Consider the following 16,655-nt stretch of genomic DNA (forward strand, 5'->3'; position numbering starts at 1 on the left):
GTCCAATAGCCTGATTTGAATAAGAAATGTTTATGAAATCGAGGGTTTCGGCGCTGTTACCGTCCCACCCACGCGGGTTAAAAAACGGCGTTTTTCGGGTAACACTTTTCGAGCGCACATCATCCTGGCACACGCATTAATTCACAAACAGATGAAATAGCTTGTTTTTTTCATAAGTGGCACGCGCAGTGCAGTATTACTGGGTAAGAAAAATAGAAAACGGGCAGCGGTGGCAACAACAAGAACAACCCACACCGCGAACGCTTCGCCATAACAACAATAAGGTGCGAAGAGTGAGATGAAGCAGAACACAACGATAACGGCTTGAGTCTCGCCACTTGCTGACGCCCCAAGTGGGCGTTCGACAAGAACAACAACAGCCAGCAAGAGCCCGAAAAAGGACGCGACGTACACGGGTCGAGCAGCCAACAAGAACAAACGCTCGAAGTGTACAGCCCGGAGCCAACAACAACTCGCCGGGAGAGAGAAGTTCGCGGTTGGATTATTGTTTTGAATACGAGGCGGTCGGAGCCAAGTAAGTACAATCTTGCTGACTGCGGTGCGTATTCAGGGCGATGTGCCATCATGAAGAAAAACAGCAGCACGGATGCTGATTTACCCAATTGACAGGGGAGGCTATCTTAGCCTCCCCTTTCCGCGTCCAGAGCATGCCTTTTTCGAACGCACCTCGTACAAACCTTATTGGGACGCTTTGCAAGGCGTATAAGGGTCGGCTACACTCAGCGACTTATCATTTATCATTGCCCTTGTGAACCTACTTATTCTGATTAACCGCGAGTCGATATCGACGCATGTTTAGAGGACTTACCCGCTTTTTTCCTGGTTCGGGAGAGCAAGTGAAGACCCCGCCCGCCTCCCCGCAGAGCCCCGCCAAGGCGCCAGCGCTGCAGATCATCCCTCGCTCCGAGCATCCCATTTCTCGACAGCAGATCAGCGATGCCGCCTTGAAGGTGCTCTACCGTCTGGACGGCGCAGGCTACGGTGCCTATCTGGTGGGCGGGTGCATTCGCGATGCGCTGCTCGGCAAGATGCCGAAGGATTTCGACGTGGCCACCGACGCCACGCCCGAGCAGGTGCGCGACCTGTTTCGCAACTCGCGGTTGATCGGGCGACGCTTTCGCATCGTGCACGTGCGCTTCGGCCGCGAAGTGATCGAGGTGACCACCTTCCGCGGCAAGCCGCAAGACGAGCATGGCGAGAATATCGCCCATCAGTCCGACGACGGCCTGTTGCTGCGTGACAACGTCTGGGGCAGCATCGAAGAGGATGCGCTGCGCCGCGACTTCACTGTCAACGCCCTCTACTACAGCATCGCCGACTTCTCGCTGCACGATTTCGCCGGCGGTATCGGCGACATCAACGCCCGTACCCTGCGCCTGATCGGCGATCCGGCGACCCGCTACCGCGAGGATCCTGTGCGCATGCTGCGCGCGGTGCGCTTCGCTGCCAAGCTCGATTTCGAGATCGCCCCGGACACCGAAGCGCCGATGTTCGAGCTCGCGCCGTTGCTTTTGCAGATTCCGCCGGCGCGGCTGTTCGACGAGGCGCTGAAGCTGTTCATGTCCGGGCATGGGCTCGTGACCTTCCAGCTTTTGAGCTACTACGGCCTGTTCGGGATGCTGTTCCCCGAGGCCGAAGAGGCCATGGCCGACGAGCCTTGGGTCGAGGCACTGATCGAGCAGGCGCTGATCAATACCGACAAGCGCATCGCCGAGGAGCGCCCGGTCACTCCGGCGTTTCTGTTCGCGGCGTTTTTATGGGGCCCGGTGGCTCTGCAAGCAGCGGCGCTCGAAAGCGAAGGCATGCCTGCCGTACCGGCACTGCAGCTCGCCACGCAGCAGGTCAGCGCTCGCCAGCTCCAGCACGTCTCGATTCCCAAGCGTTTCGGCATGCCGATGCGCGAAATCTGGGAGCTGCAGGCCCGGCTGCCCATGCGGCGCGGCAAGCGCGCCTTTCAGACCCGCGAGCACCCGCGCTTTCGCGCCGCCTTCGACCTGCTGCTGCTGCGAGAACAGGCCGGTGAACTGTCGCGCGGTTTGGGCGACTGGTGGGAAACGTTCCAGCACGGCGACGAACACGAGCAGCGCCGCCTGCTGCAGAAGGTCGGCGGCGACCCGGCAAGCCAGGGCGACCGGCGGCGCAAGAAGCGCCGCAAGCCGCCGCGCAAGTTTGATCAGTGAGCTCCCTGCCCCGTGCCCGCGCCTATATCGGCCTGGGCAGTAACCTCGACGAGCCGCTGGCTCAGGTGCGCCAGGCGATCAAAGAGCTCGGCCAGCTTCCGCTCACCACCCTTCACGGCACGTCATCCCTCTACGCCAGCCGCCCGGTCGGTCCTCAGGATCAGCCGGACTTCGTCAATGCGGTGGCCGCGATCGACACGGGCCTTTCACCGCTGGCGCTGCTCGACCAGCTCCAGGCGCTAGAGCAGCGCCACCGCCGCCGGCGCCTGCGCCACTGGGGCCCGCGCACCCTCGATCTCGACCTGCTGCTGTTCGATGACGAAACCATCGTCCATTCTCGCCTGAGCGTACCTCATCTCCACATGCGCGACCGCGCCTTCGTGCTCGTGCCCCTGGCCGAGCTCGATCCAGCATTGTTGCTTCAGGGCCAGCCCTTGAACCACTGGATTTCACGCATCGCGGACCCGGGTGTTCAACGCCTGGTGGATGATGTCCCAGCCTGAAGCCATCTTCGACACGGATGAGTGATCATGCGTACCCTGCAAACCACCGCCGACCTTCGAACGACCCTGGCTGACTATCGCCGCGCTCACCAGCGCATCGCCCTGGTGCCCACCATGGGCAACCTTCACGCCGGCCACATGGCCCTGGTGGAGCGCGCCCGAGCGCGCGCCGACATCCTGGTGGCGAGCTTGTTCGTCAATCCGATGCAGTTCGGCCCGAACGAGGATCTCGACGCCTACCCGCGCACCCTGGACGCGGATCAGGCCCGGCTGCGTGACACCGGCTGTGACGTCCTTTTCACCCCGACCAGCCAGATGCTCTACCCTGCGGGCCTGGAAGCCCATACCCGGGTGCAGGTGCCCGGCGTCGGCGATAACCTTTGCGGTCGCGCCCGCCCCGGGCACTTCGACGGTGTCTCCACCGTGGTGACAATCCTCTTCAACCTGGTGCAGCCCGATATCGCCTTCTTCGGCGAGAAGGACTATCAGCAGCTCGCGGTGATCCGCAAGCTCGTTGCGGACCTGCACCTGCCCATCGAGATCGTCGGCGTACCGACCCAGCGCGCCGAAGATGGCTTGGCGCTGTCGTCGCGCAATGGTTACCTGAACGCCAAGCAGCGCGCCGTGGCGCCCGAACTCTACCGTACCCTGCTGGCGGCCAAGGCGGCGCTGGAGCGCGGCGACCCGGCGCCCGAAGTGATCAATGATGCCACTCGACGCCTTACTGAGGCGGGTTTCACGCCGGACTACGTGGAGCTTGCAAGCGTCGACCTCGGCCCCGTCACCCTGGGCACGCGCGAGGCGGTGCTGCTCGCCGCCGCCCGGCTCGGGCCGGCGCGGCTGATCGACAATATCGCCGTGACGCTCGACTGAGGCCTGGCGGCGCTTTACCAATAGCGTATTGCCGCGATGCGCGACTCGCCCTATGCTGATCCGACATGCTTGAGCAGTACGCACTCGTTCCCGGGCATGACGCCCGATCAAATTCAGGAGCCCTCTCATGCAAGAAGTGGTCATTGTCGCGGCGCGGCGCACCGCAGTCGGCAGCTTCGGCGGCTCGCTCGCCGGCATTCCCGCAAGCGATCTCGGCGCCTTGGTGATCAAGGACATCCTTGCCTCCACCGGCGTCTCACCCGACCAGGTCGACGAGGTGCTGCTCGGCCAGGTGCTGACCGCAGGCGTAGGTCAGAACCCGGCACGCCAGGCCTCGATCAAGGCGGGCCTGCCGGACGCCGTGCCGGCAATGACCATCAACAAGGTGTGCGGCTCCGGCCTCAAGGCGGTCCACCTGGCGACCCAGGCGATTTTGTGCGGCGACGCCGAGCTGATCATCGCCGGCGGCCAGGAGAACATGTCCGCCTCGCCCCACGTGCTTCCGCACTCACGCCAGGGCCAGCGCATGGGCGACTGGAAGGCGATCGACACCATGGTGCACGACGGCCTGTGGGACGCCTTCAACGACTATCACATGGGCATCACCGCCGAGAACCTGGCCGAAAAGTATGGCATCACCCGTGAGCAGATGGACGAGTTCGCCGCACAGTCGCAACAGAATGCCGCCCGTGCGATCAAGGAGGGCAAGTTCAAGAGCCAGATCGTGCCGGTCGAGATTCCTCAGCGTAAGGGCGACCCGATCGTCTTCGATACCGACGAGAACCCGCGCGAAGTCACTGCCGACAAGCTCGCCGGCATGAAGCCCGCATTCAAGAAGGATGGCACCGTGACCGCCGGTAATGCCTCCTCGCTCAACGACGGTGCCGCGGTGGTCATGGTCTGCTCCGCCGAGAAGGCGAAAGCGTTGGGCCTTACGCCGCTGGCGCGCATCAAGGCCTATGCCAACGCCGGGGTGGATCCGGCGATCATGGGTATCGGCCCGGCACCGGCGACCCGGCGCTGCCTGGAAAAGGCGGGCTGGAGTCTCGACGAGCTGGATCTGGCCGAGGCCAACGAGGCCTTCGCCGCCCAGGCACTGTCGGTCAACAAGGAGCTCGGCTGGGACGTCTCGAAAGTGAACGTCAACGGCGGCGCCATCGCCCTTGGCCACCCCATCGGGGCCTCGGGCTGTCGCGTGCTGGTCTCGCTGATTCACGAGATGATCGCCCGCGACGCCAAGAAAGGGCTCGCGACGCTGTGCATCGGTGGCGGCCAGGGCGTGGCGCTGGCGATCGAGCGCCCGTAAGCCAGTAAGCCTTCTACTGAAAAGCCCCGGCGAATGGCCGGGGCTTTTGCTTTTGGAGCGCTCAAGCGCGACGTTCACGGAAGCTCCCTGATTCGCCCTTTGTTGACCAGCCGTGACGGCGTGCGTCCGACCAGCACGACACCGATCAGAAACAGCGCCGCAGCGGCCCACATGGTGGTGGAGAGGCTGGTAGTGTCGACCACCCGCCCGCCGAGCAGCGCGCCGAGGCCGATCGACAGGTTGAACACGAAGGCCATCAGCGCGGTGGCCGCTTCGGTGTTCGGGGCGGTGCGCAGTATCCAGGTCTGGATGCTCACCGAAATGCTGCCGAAGACCGCGCCCCACAGCATCAAGAGCCCCACGCCGGTGTGCGGGTTCGTCCCCAGCAGCGGAAAGCTCGCCACGATCACGACCAGCAGCACCGGGATCATCAGCACGGCGATGTAGGGGTTGCGTGCAGCTTTCATCCCCGCCACCACGTTGCCGATGATGCCCGCCGCGCCGTAGAGCAGCAGCAGCGTACCCACGTGGCGCTGCTCGACGCCGCTGATGTTCTGCAGGATCGGGCTGATGAAGGTGTAGGCGACGAAGTGGCCCACCACCACGCAGCCAGTGGTGAGCACCGCCACGCGCACGCCGCGATTGGCGAGCTGGCGAAACAGCACGCCCAGGCGCACCGGCTCGCGCGGGGCCAGCGCCGGCAGCGTCAGCCAGAGCGCGCCGCCGACGAGCAGGCTGACGCCGCCGAGCCCGCCGAATACCCAGCGCCAGTTGCTCATGTCGCCCAATAGCGTGCCCAGCGGCACGCCGAGTACTGACGCCGCCGTCACGCCGCCGAAGATGACCGTCATCGCCTTGGGCACGCTCTGCTCCGGCACCAGGCGCGGGGCAATACCGCCGGCGATCGCCCAGAACCCGCCGATGCTCACGCCGATCAAGACCCGCGCGGCCAGCAGCGCAACGAAGCTCGACGCCAGCGCCGACAGCACGCTGCCGACCGTCATGGCGACCATCAGCGCGGTGAGCATCACTCGTCGATCCATGCGCCCCACCGCCACCGGCAGAAGCGGCGCGGCAAACGCTGCCACCACGCCGGGCACCGTGACCATCAGTCCGGCCGTACCTTCACTGACGCCCATTTCGCGGGCGATCTGCGACAGCAGACCGATCGGCAGTTGCTCGGCGGTCACCAGCAAAAAAATGCCGCCCATCACCGCGACCACCGCCCACCATCTTGCCTGTTGCTCCATGCCTTCTCCTGGCTTTCAGCGTATTCAAACGACGCCGCCCCCGCAGCCGGAAGCTGCGGGGGCGGCGTGAGCACCGCGGTCCTGCTTACTCGGCGGTACTTTCGTTTTCAGCGGCGAAGGCCGCCTTCTCTTCCTCGGTGATCTCCTTGATCGAGAGCTTCACGCGGTTGCGGTTGTCGATGTCGAGCACCTTGACCACCACCTCGTCGCCTTCGTTGAGGAAGTCACGTACATCGTTGACCCGCTCCGGCACGATCTGGGAGATGTGCACAAGACCGTCGGTACCTGGCATGATGTTGACGAACGCGCCGAAGTCGGCAATACGCACCACCTTGCCGTTGTAGAGCTTGCCGATCTCGGCTTCGGCGGTGATCGCCAGTACCGTGTCGATGGCGGCCTTGGCGGCCTTCTTGTCCTCGGCGTAGATGCGCACGGTGCCGTCGTCGTCGAGATCGATCGAGGCGCCGGTGTCTTCGCAGATCTTGCGGATGGTCGCGCCGCCCTTGCCGATGACGTCGCGGATCTTGTCCGGGTCGATCTTGATGGTGGCCATCGACGGCGCGTTCTCGGAGACCTCGGTGCGGCTGTGGTTGATCACCGCGTTCATCTGCTCGAGGATGGTGATGCGCGCGTGGTGAGCCTGCTGCAGCGCGGTCTCCATGATCTCCTCGTTGATGCCCTCGATCTTGATATCCATCTGCAGCGCCGTGACGCCCTCTTCGGAGCCCGCGACCTTAAAGTCCATGTCGCCGAGGTGATCCTCGTCGCCCAGGATATCGGTCAGCACCGCGTAGCCGTCGGCGTCCTTGACCAGACCCATGGCGATCCCGGCGACCGGCGCTTTCAGCGGCACGCCGGCGTCCATCAGCGCCAAGGAGGAGCCGCACACCGAGGCCATCGAGCTGGAGCCGTTGGACTCGGTGATCTCGGAGACCACGCGAATGGTGTAGGGGAAGGCATCTTCGGAGGGCAGCATCGCCTGCACGCCGCGGCGCGCCAGACGACCGTGGCCGATTTCGCGGCGCTTGGGCCCGCCCATGAAGCCCGCTTCGCCCACCGAGTAGGGGGGGAAGTTGTAATGCAGCATGAAGCGGTCCTTGCGCTCGCCCTCGAGCGACTCGATCAACTGCGAGTCACGCAGCGTGCCGAGGGTCGCCACGGCGATCGCCTGAGTCTCGCCACGCGTGAACACTGCCGAACCGTGGGTCTTGGGCAGCACGCCGACCTCGATGGAGAGCGGGCGCACGGTGGTGTTGTCGCGGCCATCGATACGAGGCTCGCCTTTCACCACACGCGAGCGCACCACACGCTTCTCGAGGGCAGCAAAAGCGCCTTTCACTGCGTCACGGTCGAACTTGTCGTTGACCGGCTCGCCTTCGACCGCACCCAGCGCCTCGAGCGCCTGCTCCTTCAAGGCGGCCAGCGCGTCCTGGCGCTCCATCTTGTCGGTGATGCGGTAGGCCTCGCCCACCTTTGCCTCGAACTGTTCGGCAATGGCGGATTTCAGCGCCTTGTTTTCTTCGGCAGGTTGCCACTCCCAGCGCGGCTTGCCCGCCTGCTCGGCCAGCTCCTTGATGGCGCTGACCGCGACCTGCATCTCCTGGTGTCCGAACAGCACAGCACCAAGCATCTCGTCCTCAAGCAGCTCCTGGGCTTCGGACTCGACCATAAGCACGGCGTTTTCGGTACCGGCGACGACCATGTCGAGCTCGGAGGTCTTGAGCTCCTCGACGGTCGGGTTCAGGAAATAGCCCTGCTCTTCGTTGAAGCCGACGCGCGCCGCGCCGATCGGACCGTTGAAGGGCACACCGGAAACGGCGAGTGCCGCCGAGGTGCCGAGCATCGCGGCGATATCCGGGTCATGATTACGGTCGGTAGAGAGAACGGTACAGATCACCTGCACTTCGTTCATGAAGCCCTTGGGAAACAGCGGGCGAATCGGGCGGTCGATCAGGCGTGAGGTGAGCGTCTCCTTCTCGGTGGGGCGCCCTTCGCGCTTGAAGAAGCCGCCGGGAATCTTGCCGACCGCGTAGGTCTTTTCCTGGTAGTGCACCGAGAGCGGGAAGAAGGGCTGGCCGGGGTTGACGTCTTTCTTCGCCACCACGGTGCACAGCACCACGGTATCGTCCATGGTGACCATGACGGCACCGGTGGCTTGGCGAGCGATGCGCCCGGTCTCGAGGGTGACGGTGCTGCGACCGTACTGGAACGTTTTCTTTACCGGATTCACGGCGACTTCCTTTGACTTGAAGAGTTACTTGTCTGATCTTGGGTCGTTTGACTCGCCACTATTCTAGGCGCTGTGGCCTTCAAGGGCCACCAGAAACCCGGCATCGCAAAGGTCGGGTGCGATACATGGCAGGCCATGGGCACGAAAAAACGGGCAGCCCCGAAGGGCTGCCCGTTTTCGTATGCGCCACGCTTGCCCGAAGGCAGGCGTCTTAGCGACGCAGGCCCAGACGCTGGATCAGCGACTGGTAGCGCTCGAAATCCTTGCGCTTGAGGTAGTCCAGCAGCTTACGACGCTGGTTGACCATGCGGATCAGACCACGACGGGAGTGGTGATCCTGCTTGTTGGTCTTGAAATGGTCCTGCAGGCCGTTGATGTTGGCGCTCAGCAGAGCGACCTGCACCTCGGGGGATCCGGTGTCGTTCTCGCCGCGGCCGTATTCGTTGACGATCTCGGCCTTTTTCTCAGCGGTTAATGCCATCTGTCTCTCCAGTCAGCAATATGCCTAACAATGAATGGGTGAGACCACGCATATTTGCAGTCTCAAGTGCTATTTTCGCGTAATTCGCCGCCTCCTTGCAACGTTTTACCGCGATCTATTACGAAATGGCGACCGTACTCAACAGCCGCCTGGGCGCCACTTCCTGCGGGCCCTTCACCACGCCAAGGCCGATGAAGACCTCGGCGTGATAGAGTCTTGCCAGCGCCCCGACATCGAGTGCCGATACGTTCGCCGTGGCACTCTGGCCGTGGGCCAGCCGAGCGTGAGCGGTATCGTCCACGACCAGTACGGGCAGATGCTCGACCAGCACGTCCGCCGGCATCAGCTGCGCCTCGCGGGTGGACGGATCCCCGAGGGCTTCGAGCGCCTCGAGGGTCCATATCGCAGTACTGTCGAAGGGCCCAGTCTTGAGCCTTCTCAAGGCGCTGATGTGCGCCCCGCAGCCGAGTGCTGCGCCGATATCCTCGGCCAGCGTGCGGATGTAGGTGCCCTTGCTCACGCTCACCTCGAGCTCGAACGCGGTGCCCTCGAAAGCGATCAGACGCGCCTCATGAATGCACACCCGGCGCGCCTTGCGCTCGACCTCCTTGCCTTCCCGGGCAAGCTCGTAGAGCTTCTTGCCCTGGTGCTTGAGGGCCGAGTACATCGGCGGCACCTGGTCGATCTCGCCGCGAAAGCGCGCGATGGCGGCCTCGACGTCCTGCTCGGTCAGCGCGGGCACCGCGCGACGCTCGATCACTTCACCCTCAGCGTCGCCGGTGTCGGTGATCACCCCGAGCTCCACTCGGGTGCGATACACCTTGTCGGCTTCGAGAAGGTGCGCCGAGAACTTGGTCGCCTCGCCCAGACAGATCGGCAGAAGCCCGGTCGCCATGGGATCGAGGGTCCCGGTATGACCCGCCTTTTGCGCCTCGAACAGCCGGCGCACGCGCTGCAGGGCGTGGTTGCTGGAAAGGCCCTTCGGCTTGTCCAGCAGCACCACGCCGTTGACCGGCAGGCCCTTGCGGCGGCGCGCCATCAGCGTGACTCTCCGCCCTGCTCGGCGTCATCCTCGTCGCCGCCCTGGCGGGCGCGGTCACTCGAGACAGCCTCGTCGATCAGCGACGACAGCTGCTGGCCGCGCACCACGCTCTCATCGTAATGAAAGCGCAGCTCCGGCACGTGGCGCAGCTTGATCCGCTTGGCGATCTGGCTTCTCAGAAACCCGCTGGCGCGCTTGAGCACCTGCAGGTTCTCCTTGATACGCTCGGGCGCCTGTTCACCCAGGAGGGTGACGTAGATGTCGGCGTAGCCCAGGTCGCGGCTGACGGTCGCGCCGCTTACCGTGATCATGCCCAGGCGCGGGTCCTTGACCTCGCGCTGGATAAGCACCGCCAGCTCCTTCTGGAGCTGGTCGGCCACTCGGTCGGTACGCTTGAATTCGCGCATGATGGCTCCTCGCGCCCCTTACAGGGTGCGCTCGACCTTGACCTGGTCGAAGACTTCGATCTTGTCGCCGACCTGGACGTCGTTGTAGTTCTTTACGCCGATACCGCACTCGATGCCGTTACGCACTTCCTGAACGTCGTCCTTGAAGCGACGCAGCGACTCGAGCTCGCCCTCGTAGATCACCACGTTCTCGCGCAGCACGCGGATGCGCTTGTTGCGGTGCACGGTGCCCTCGACGACCATACAGCCGGCCACTGCACCGATCTTCGGCGCGCGGAACACGTCGCGAACCTCAGCCACGCCGACGATCTCTTCTTTCCACTCCGGCGCGAGCATACCGCTCATCGCCTGCTTGACCTCATCGATCAGGTGGTAGATGACGCTGTAGTAGCGCAGATCCAGCCCTTCACGCTCGATGATCTCGCGGGCAGCGGCGTCGGCACGCACGTTGAAGCCGACCACGATGGCCTCGGAGGCTAGCGCCAGGTTGGCGTCGGTACCGGTGATGCCGCCCACACCGGAGGAGACGACCGCCACCTGCACTTCGTCGGTGGAGAGCTCTTCGAGCGCACCGCGAATCGCCTCTAAAGAGCCCTGCACGTCGGCCTTGAGCACGATGTTGACCTTGGCGACTTCGTCCTGGCCCATCTGGCTGAACATGTTCTCGAGCTTGGCCTTCTGCTGGCGCGCCAGACGCACTTCGCGGTACTTGCCCTGACGGAAGTTGGCGACTTCGCGCGCCTTGCGCTCGTCGGCCACGACCATGAAGTCGTCACCGGCATCCGGCGTTCCGTCCAGGCCCTGGATCTCGACGGGCATGGCGGGGCCGGCCTCATCGACCTGCTTGCCGAGTTCATTGGTCAGCGCACGTACGCGGCCGTAGTGCAGGCCGGCCAGCACGATGTCGCCCTTCTTCAGGGTACCGTTCTGGACCAGTACGGTCGCGACCGGGCCGCGGCCCTTGTCGAGACGCGATTCGACCACCACGCCCTTGCCCGGCGCTGACGGTACGGCCTTGAGCTCGAGCACTTCGGACACCAGCTGGATCGCTTCGAGCAGATCCTCGATGCCTTCACCGCTTTTCGCCGAGACGTGGACGAACTGGGTGTCGCCGCCCCACTCCTCGGAGATGACGCCGTGCTGGGAGAGCTCGTTCTTGACCCGGTCCGGATCGGCGTCCGGCTTGTCGATCTTGTTCACCGCGACGACCATCGGAACCTCGGCCGCCTTGGAGTGCTCGATCGCCTCGATGGTCTGGGGCATGACGCCGTCGTCCGCCGCGACCACCAGGATGACCACGTCGGTGGCCTTGGCACCGCGGGCACGCATGGCGGTGAACGCCGCGTGGCCGGGGGTATCGAGGAAGGTCACGCCACCGTGCTCGTCTTCCACGTGGTAGGCACCGATGTGCTGTGTGATGCCGCCGGCTTCGCCGGTGGCCACCTTGGCGCGACGCACGTAGTCGAGAAGCGATGTTTTACCGTGGTCGACGTGCCCCATGACGGTCACGACCGGCGAACGGGTGATCTCTTCGCCTTCGTAGGAGATGCCCTCGAGCATTTCGGTCTCAAGCGCATCGTCCTTCACCAGCTTGACCTTGTGACCCATCTCCTCGACGACGATCGCTGCGGTGTCCTGGTCGATGGTCTGGTTGATGGTCACCGCCGCGCCCATGGTGAACATCGCCTTGATCACTTCGTTGGCCTTGATCGACATCTTGTCGGCGAGCTCGGCCACGCTGATCGACTCGGGGATCGAGACTTCACGCACGATCGGCTGGGTCGGTTTCTGGAAGCCGTGCTTGCCGTTGCCACTGATGCTGCCACGACGACCGCCGCGACGCTCGGCACGCTTGGCCTTCTTGCCGGCGCCACCGCGCTTGCGCTCTTCGCGATCACCGCGATCGTCATCGTCGTCACGGCCTTTCTTCTTGGTGGCCGTCTTCTTGGGCGGCGCGGTACGGCGATCGGTACGACCTTCCTTCGGCGGTGCCGGGGGCAGGTCGTCGGACGCTGGGGTGTCGTCGATCTGAAGTTCCGGCACCTCGAGCTTGGCGGCAGCGGCCTTGCCTTCGGTTTCCTTGCGTGCGGCGTCCTCGGCGGCCTTGGCCTTCTCGGTGGCAGCGCGCTCTTCGGCTTCACGCACCTTGCGCTCGGCTTCCGCCTCGGCCATGTCGCCGACCAGCTGGCGCGGACCTGTGTGTGCAGGCTCCGCTGCCTTGGGCTTCTCTTCCTCGGCGCGCTTGACGTAGGTCTTTTTCTTGCGAACCTGGACCTCGATGGTCTTGCCGCGCTCGCCGGTCTTGATACGGCTGCGCGTCTTGCGCGTCAGGGTGATGCGGTTCTTGCCCGCATCCGCGGCGTCGCTTCCGCCGTGGCTCTTCTTGAGAAAGCTCAAGAGCTTCTGCTTGTCCTCTTCGGACACGGCATCGCTTTCCGAGGCGTGCGCAAGGCCCGCCTCTTTCATCTGTTCCAGCAGGCGGGGCACATCGCGGCCCACTTTCGCTGCAAAATCCTTAACCGTCATATCTGACATAGTGACCCTCCAAAGCCCGTGACCTGTTTACTGTGTGTTCGAAGCCGTTTCACTGTCGTCTTCGAACCAGGGCGCACGGGCAGTCATGATCAGTGCCGCTGCGCGCGCTTCGTCCAATTCCTCGATATCGATCAGATCATCGACAGACTGCTCGGCGAGATCCTCCATGGTGACGATGCCACGACTGGCCAGGATGAAGGCCAGATGGCGCTCCATGCCGTCCATTTCAAGCAAATCAGTCGCCGGCTGAGCGCCGTCGAGTGCTTCTTCAGAGGCGATCGCCATCGTCAGCAGCTCGTCCTTGGCGCGGGCGCGCAGCTCCTCGACCAGCTCTTCGTCGAACTCCTCGATCTCGAGCATCTCTTCAAGCGGCACGTAGGCCACTTCTTCCAGGGTGGTGAACCCTTCCTCGACCAGCAGACGCGCGACCTCGTCGTCCACGCCCAGATGTGCCACGAAAGAGTCGACCAGACTGTCGATCTCCTGCTCGCGCTTGGACTCGGCCTCATCTTCGGTCATGACGTTGATCCGCCAGCCAGTGAGTTCCGAGGCCAGGCGCACGTTCTGACCGCTGCGGCCGATGGCCTGAGCCAGGTTGTCCTGGGCAACCGCGACGTCCATGGCGTGGGCATCTTCATCGACCAGAATCGAGGCGACGTCCGCCGGAGCCATGGCGTTGATGACCAACTGCGCCGGGTTGTCGTCCCACAGCACGATGTCGACACGCTCGTTTTGAAGCTCGGAAGAGACCGCCTGAACCCGCGAGCCGCGCATGCCGACACAGGCGCCGACCGGGTCGATACGCCGGTCGTTGGTCTTGACGGCGATCTTGGCCCGCGAGCCCGGATCGCGCGCCGCGCCCTTGATCTCGATGAGCTGCTCGGCGATCTCCGGCACCTCGATCTTGAACAGCTCGATGATGAACTGGGGATTAGTGCGCGAAAGCTGCAGCTGGGCGCCACGAGCATCCGCGTCGACCTTGACCAGCAGCGCCCGCACGCGTTCGTTCATGCGGTAGCGTTCGCCGTGAATCATCTCGTTGCGCGCCAGGAATGCCTCGGCGTTCTCGCCAAGGTCGATGATCAGGCCGTCACGGGTCGTCTTCTTGACGATACCGGCGACCAGCTCGCCTTCACGGTCGGCGTACTGGCGAACCACTTCGGCGCGCTCGGCCTCGCGCACCTTCTGCACGATGACCTGCTTGGCGGTCTGGGCAGCGATGCGGCCGAACACGGCGTTCTCGATCTTCTGCTCGACCACGTCACCGAGTGCCAGAGGCGGATCGCGCTGCTCGGCGATGGTCTGCTTGATCTCGTAGTCCGGGGTCTCGAACTCGTCGTCCTCGACCACCGTCCAGTAGCGGAAGGTGTCGTAGTCGCCGGTGCGACGATCGATATGCACGCGCACGTTGGCTTCTTCTTGCTCGAAGCGCTTGCGCGAGGCGCTGGCCAGCGCCGCTTCGACCGCCTCGAAGATCACGTCGCGTGAAACGCCCTTTTCGTTGGAGATCGTGTCAACGACCATCAAGATTTCTTTACTCATGCGTATGCCTCGCCAGTAAACCTGTCCTTTTGTGCTTCGCCCCAGCCGTTGGGGCCGCGCTTTTTTTAATCGTCGAACCGCGGGACAATCTGTGCAGCGTCGATGCTTTCGATCGGGAAGCAGTACTCCTCGCCGTCGATCTGAAGCAACACCTCGTCGCCCTCGACACCCGCGAGCAGGCCCTGAAACTTGCGACGCCCGTCGAAGGCGGTCCGCAGCTTGAGCGCCACGTCGTGGCCCTGATAGCGGGTGAAATGATCAAGGGTATAAAGAGGCCGAGCCATGCCCGGCGACGAGACTTCCAGGCGGTACTCGCCGGGAATGGGATCTTCGACATCCATCACCGCACTGACCTGGCGGCTGATGTCGGCGCAGTCCTCGACGCTCACGCCGCTTTCGCGCTCGATGTAGATCACCAGACGCGAGTGCTTGCCTTGGGAAAGATGGTCGATGCCCCATAGCTCGAAACCCATGGCAGCAACGACAGGCTCGATCAGCGCGTGCAGCGCTGCATGTTTCGTGGCCACAAACGAAGCTCCTATAGCCGTTGCATCAGGCACCTGGCCAGGAGTCATGAGGAAAGCTAGGTGGCTGATTGGCGTTACCTGAAAATGTGCGCCCGACGAGGCTTGCGCCGATATCGAGACACGCTTGGCTCGCAAAAAGCTACTTCGGTCGTCAGTCCATTTCTCGCTCGAGGCGATAAGCGACTAACAAAAAGCCCCTTCACAGGAAGGGGCTTTTCAAAAGAAACCTGTAGGCCCATCTCGACAAGCCGGTGCTGTATTCTTGCCAGCAATTCGATCGAAATCGAAACTCAAGCTGCGCATACACCGTTTGTAGAAGATGGTAGCGGGGACCGGATTTGAACCGATGACCTTCGGGTTATGAGCCCGACGAGCTACCAGACTGCTCCACCCCGCATCAATCTAGGTGGACGATAATAGCCACTCAACCAACTTTCGTCAAGGGCTCTTTTCGTCTCAGGTGCCAATCCTGAACTCTGGGACACAGATCGAAATCTGCTTCAGAATGGTGCCGAAGGCGGGACTTGAACCCGCACGACCGTAAGGTCACTACCCCCTCAAGATAGCGTGTCTACCAATTCCACCACTTCGGCATCAGGGGAGGCTAAACGAAAGCGGCGTCAATCACTTACTCGCCGTTTCCCTCTAGCACTGGCGCTGCATTATCCACACTATCGGACCCTTCGTCAAGCGTTGGAACACTTTGTTGTTGCTCGATCACGCGCGCATCCGGAATACCGGCCTCGGGCGCCTGACCGGCCTGGGTCGCGAAGTAGGCCAGCGTCAGGGATGTGACGAAGAAACCCGCCGCCAGTACGCCGGTGGTGCGTGACAGGAAGTTGCCGCTGCCGCGCGAGCCGAACACGGTCTGCGAGGCGCCACCGCCGAAGGAGGCACCGGCATCGGCACCCTTGCCCTGCTGAAGCAGGATAAGTACTACGAGCGCGATCGCGATGACCACGTGAACCATCAATATTGCAACTTGCATGACGTTATCCTGCTGACTGACAAATGGCTAAGAAATCGTCGGTTTTGAGCGAAGCGCCGCCCACCAAACCGCCGTCGATATCCGGCTTTGCGAGAAGCTCGGCGGCATTGCCGGCGTTCATGCTTCCACCGTAGAGAAGTACCATCCCCTCGGCGAGGGTCGTATCCAGACGCGCGAGATAGCCGCGAATGCCGGCCATCACCTCCTGGGCCTGTTCAGGCGTCGCCGTGCGTCCGGTGCCGATCGCCCAGACGGGCTCATAAGCGATCACCAGGCGCTGACGCGCCGTCGGCGCCAGCGGCGACAGCACCGCCTCGACCTGGGCGAGCACCACGTCCATGGTGCGCCCGGCCTCGCGCTCTTCAAGCGTTTCGCCCACGCACAGAATCGGCGTGAGATCGTTCTCGAGCGCGGTCTTGGCCCGGGCCAGCACGTCGGCATCGGTCTCGCCGTAGAGGGCGCGACGCTCGGAGTGACCCACCAGCACGTAGGTGACGCCACACTCGCCCAGCATCGACGCGCTCACCTCGCCGGTATGGGCACCGGAGGCCTCGGGATTCAACGTCTGTGCACCCAGCTTGAGCGGCGTGGACTCGAACGCCCGCCGGGCGGCATCCAGGTAGGGAAACGGCACGATCATCGCCACCTCCACCCGGTCCGCCAGGGCGGGGGGCGCAAAGGCGCTTGCGAACGCGTCCAGCAGCGCCTTGGAACCGTTCATCTTCCAGTTACCGGCAATCAGGAGTGTGCGCATTCAGTATCCTCTCTCA

Annotated in this window: 14 protein-coding genes and 2 tRNA genes; 4 read left to right on the top strand and 12 right to left on the bottom strand. The window is 63.5% G+C overall.

Annotated features, from left to right (window positions below; translation table 11 throughout):
• Positions 1-812 precede the first annotated feature (812 nt).
• The 4 genes from pcnB (at position 813) to GEV37_RS08360 (ending at position 4,883) form a co-directional block, all read left to right on the top strand.
• A complete protein-coding gene (gene pcnB / locus GEV37_RS08345) occupies positions 813-2,201 on the top strand; it encodes a polynucleotide adenylyltransferase PcnB (RefSeq protein WP_227389790.1) in 1,389 nt (462 codons plus the stop codon).
• 5 nt (positions 2,202-2,206) lie between these two features.
• On the top strand, positions 2,207-2,704 hold the full coding sequence (gene folK / locus GEV37_RS08350; RefSeq protein ID WP_227390121.1) for a 2-amino-4-hydroxy-6-hydroxymethyldihydropteridine diphosphokinase: 498 nt from the start codon (positions 2,207-2,209) through the stop codon (positions 2,702-2,704).
• A 27-nt stretch (positions 2,705-2,731) separates the two neighbouring features.
• Positions 2,732-3,577 (top strand): pantoate--beta-alanine ligase, encoded by an 846-nt coding sequence (panC, locus tag GEV37_RS08355; protein ID WP_227389791.1) that lies wholly within the window; start codon positions 2,732-2,734, stop codon positions 3,575-3,577.
• 127 nt (positions 3,578-3,704) lie between these two features.
• Entirely contained in the window at positions 3,705-4,883 is a 1,179-nt protein-coding gene (locus tag GEV37_RS08360; RefSeq protein ID WP_227389792.1) for an acetyl-CoA C-acetyltransferase, read from the top strand.
• 74 nt (positions 4,884-4,957) lie between these two features.
• Here GEV37_RS08360 and GEV37_RS08365 read toward each other — a convergent pair whose 3' ends face one another.
• From GEV37_RS08365 to tpiA, 12 genes are all read right to left on the bottom strand, one after another.
• Entirely contained in the window at positions 4,958-6,133 is a 1,176-nt protein-coding gene (locus GEV37_RS08365; protein WP_227389793.1) for an MFS transporter, read from the bottom strand.
• Positions 6,134-6,218: 85 nt separating this feature from the next.
• The gene (pnp, locus tag GEV37_RS08370; protein WP_227389794.1) at positions 6,219-8,363 is read right to left on the bottom strand and encodes a polyribonucleotide nucleotidyltransferase; all 2,145 of its coding nucleotides are present in this window, start codon (positions 8,361-8,363) and stop codon (positions 6,219-6,221) included.
• A 211-nt stretch (positions 8,364-8,574) separates the two neighbouring features.
• Entirely contained in the window at positions 8,575-8,844 is a 270-nt protein-coding gene (gene rpsO / locus GEV37_RS08375; RefSeq protein WP_027337656.1) for a 30S ribosomal protein S15, read from the bottom strand.
• 118 nt (positions 8,845-8,962) lie between these two features.
• Positions 8,963-9,883, bottom strand: a complete 921-nt coding sequence (gene truB / locus GEV37_RS08380; RefSeq protein ID WP_227389795.1) for a tRNA pseudouridine(55) synthase TruB — start codon at positions 9,881-9,883, stop codon at positions 8,963-8,965.
• Positions 9,883-10,293, bottom strand: coding sequence for a 30S ribosome-binding factor RbfA (gene rbfA / locus GEV37_RS08385; RefSeq protein ID WP_227389796.1), 411 nt, complete (start codon positions 10,291-10,293; stop codon positions 9,883-9,885). The genes truB and rbfA overlap by 1 nt, the downstream gene beginning before the upstream one ends.
• A gap of 18 nt (positions 10,294-10,311) precedes the next feature.
• Positions 10,312-12,828: a translation initiation factor IF-2 gene (gene infB, locus GEV37_RS08390; RefSeq protein WP_227389797.1), complete on the bottom strand. Its 2,517-nt coding sequence runs from the start codon at positions 12,826-12,828 to the stop codon at positions 10,312-10,314.
• A gap of 27 nt (positions 12,829-12,855) precedes the next feature.
• Positions 12,856-14,370: a transcription termination factor NusA gene (gene nusA, locus GEV37_RS08395; RefSeq protein WP_227389798.1), complete on the bottom strand. Its 1,515-nt coding sequence runs from the start codon at positions 14,368-14,370 to the stop codon at positions 12,856-12,858.
• A 65-nt stretch (positions 14,371-14,435) separates the two neighbouring features.
• Positions 14,436-14,897 (bottom strand): ribosome maturation factor RimP, encoded by a 462-nt coding sequence (gene rimP, locus GEV37_RS08400; RefSeq protein ID WP_227389799.1) that lies wholly within the window; start codon positions 14,895-14,897, stop codon positions 14,436-14,438.
• Positions 14,898-15,217: 320 nt separating this feature from the next.
• Positions 15,218-15,294, bottom strand: a tRNA-Met gene (locus GEV37_RS08405).
• 109 nt (positions 15,295-15,403) lie between these two features.
• Positions 15,404-15,490, bottom strand: a tRNA-Leu gene (locus GEV37_RS08410).
• Positions 15,491-15,525: 35 nt separating this feature from the next.
• On the bottom strand, positions 15,526-15,885 hold the full coding sequence (gene secG / locus GEV37_RS08415; RefSeq protein ID WP_227389800.1) for a preprotein translocase subunit SecG: 360 nt from the start codon (positions 15,883-15,885) through the stop codon (positions 15,526-15,528).
• A 4-nt stretch (positions 15,886-15,889) separates the two neighbouring features.
• On the bottom strand, positions 15,890-16,639 hold the full coding sequence (tpiA, locus tag GEV37_RS08420) for a triose-phosphate isomerase (RefSeq protein WP_227389801.1): 750 nt from the start codon (positions 16,637-16,639) through the stop codon (positions 15,890-15,892).
• Positions 16,640-16,655 lie beyond the last annotated feature (16 nt).

Origin of the sequence: Vreelandella malpeensis (assembly GCF_020622355.1) — a bacterium.
GTDB classification, from domain to species: Bacteria; Pseudomonadota; Gammaproteobacteria; order Pseudomonadales; family Halomonadaceae; genus Vreelandella; species Vreelandella malpeensis.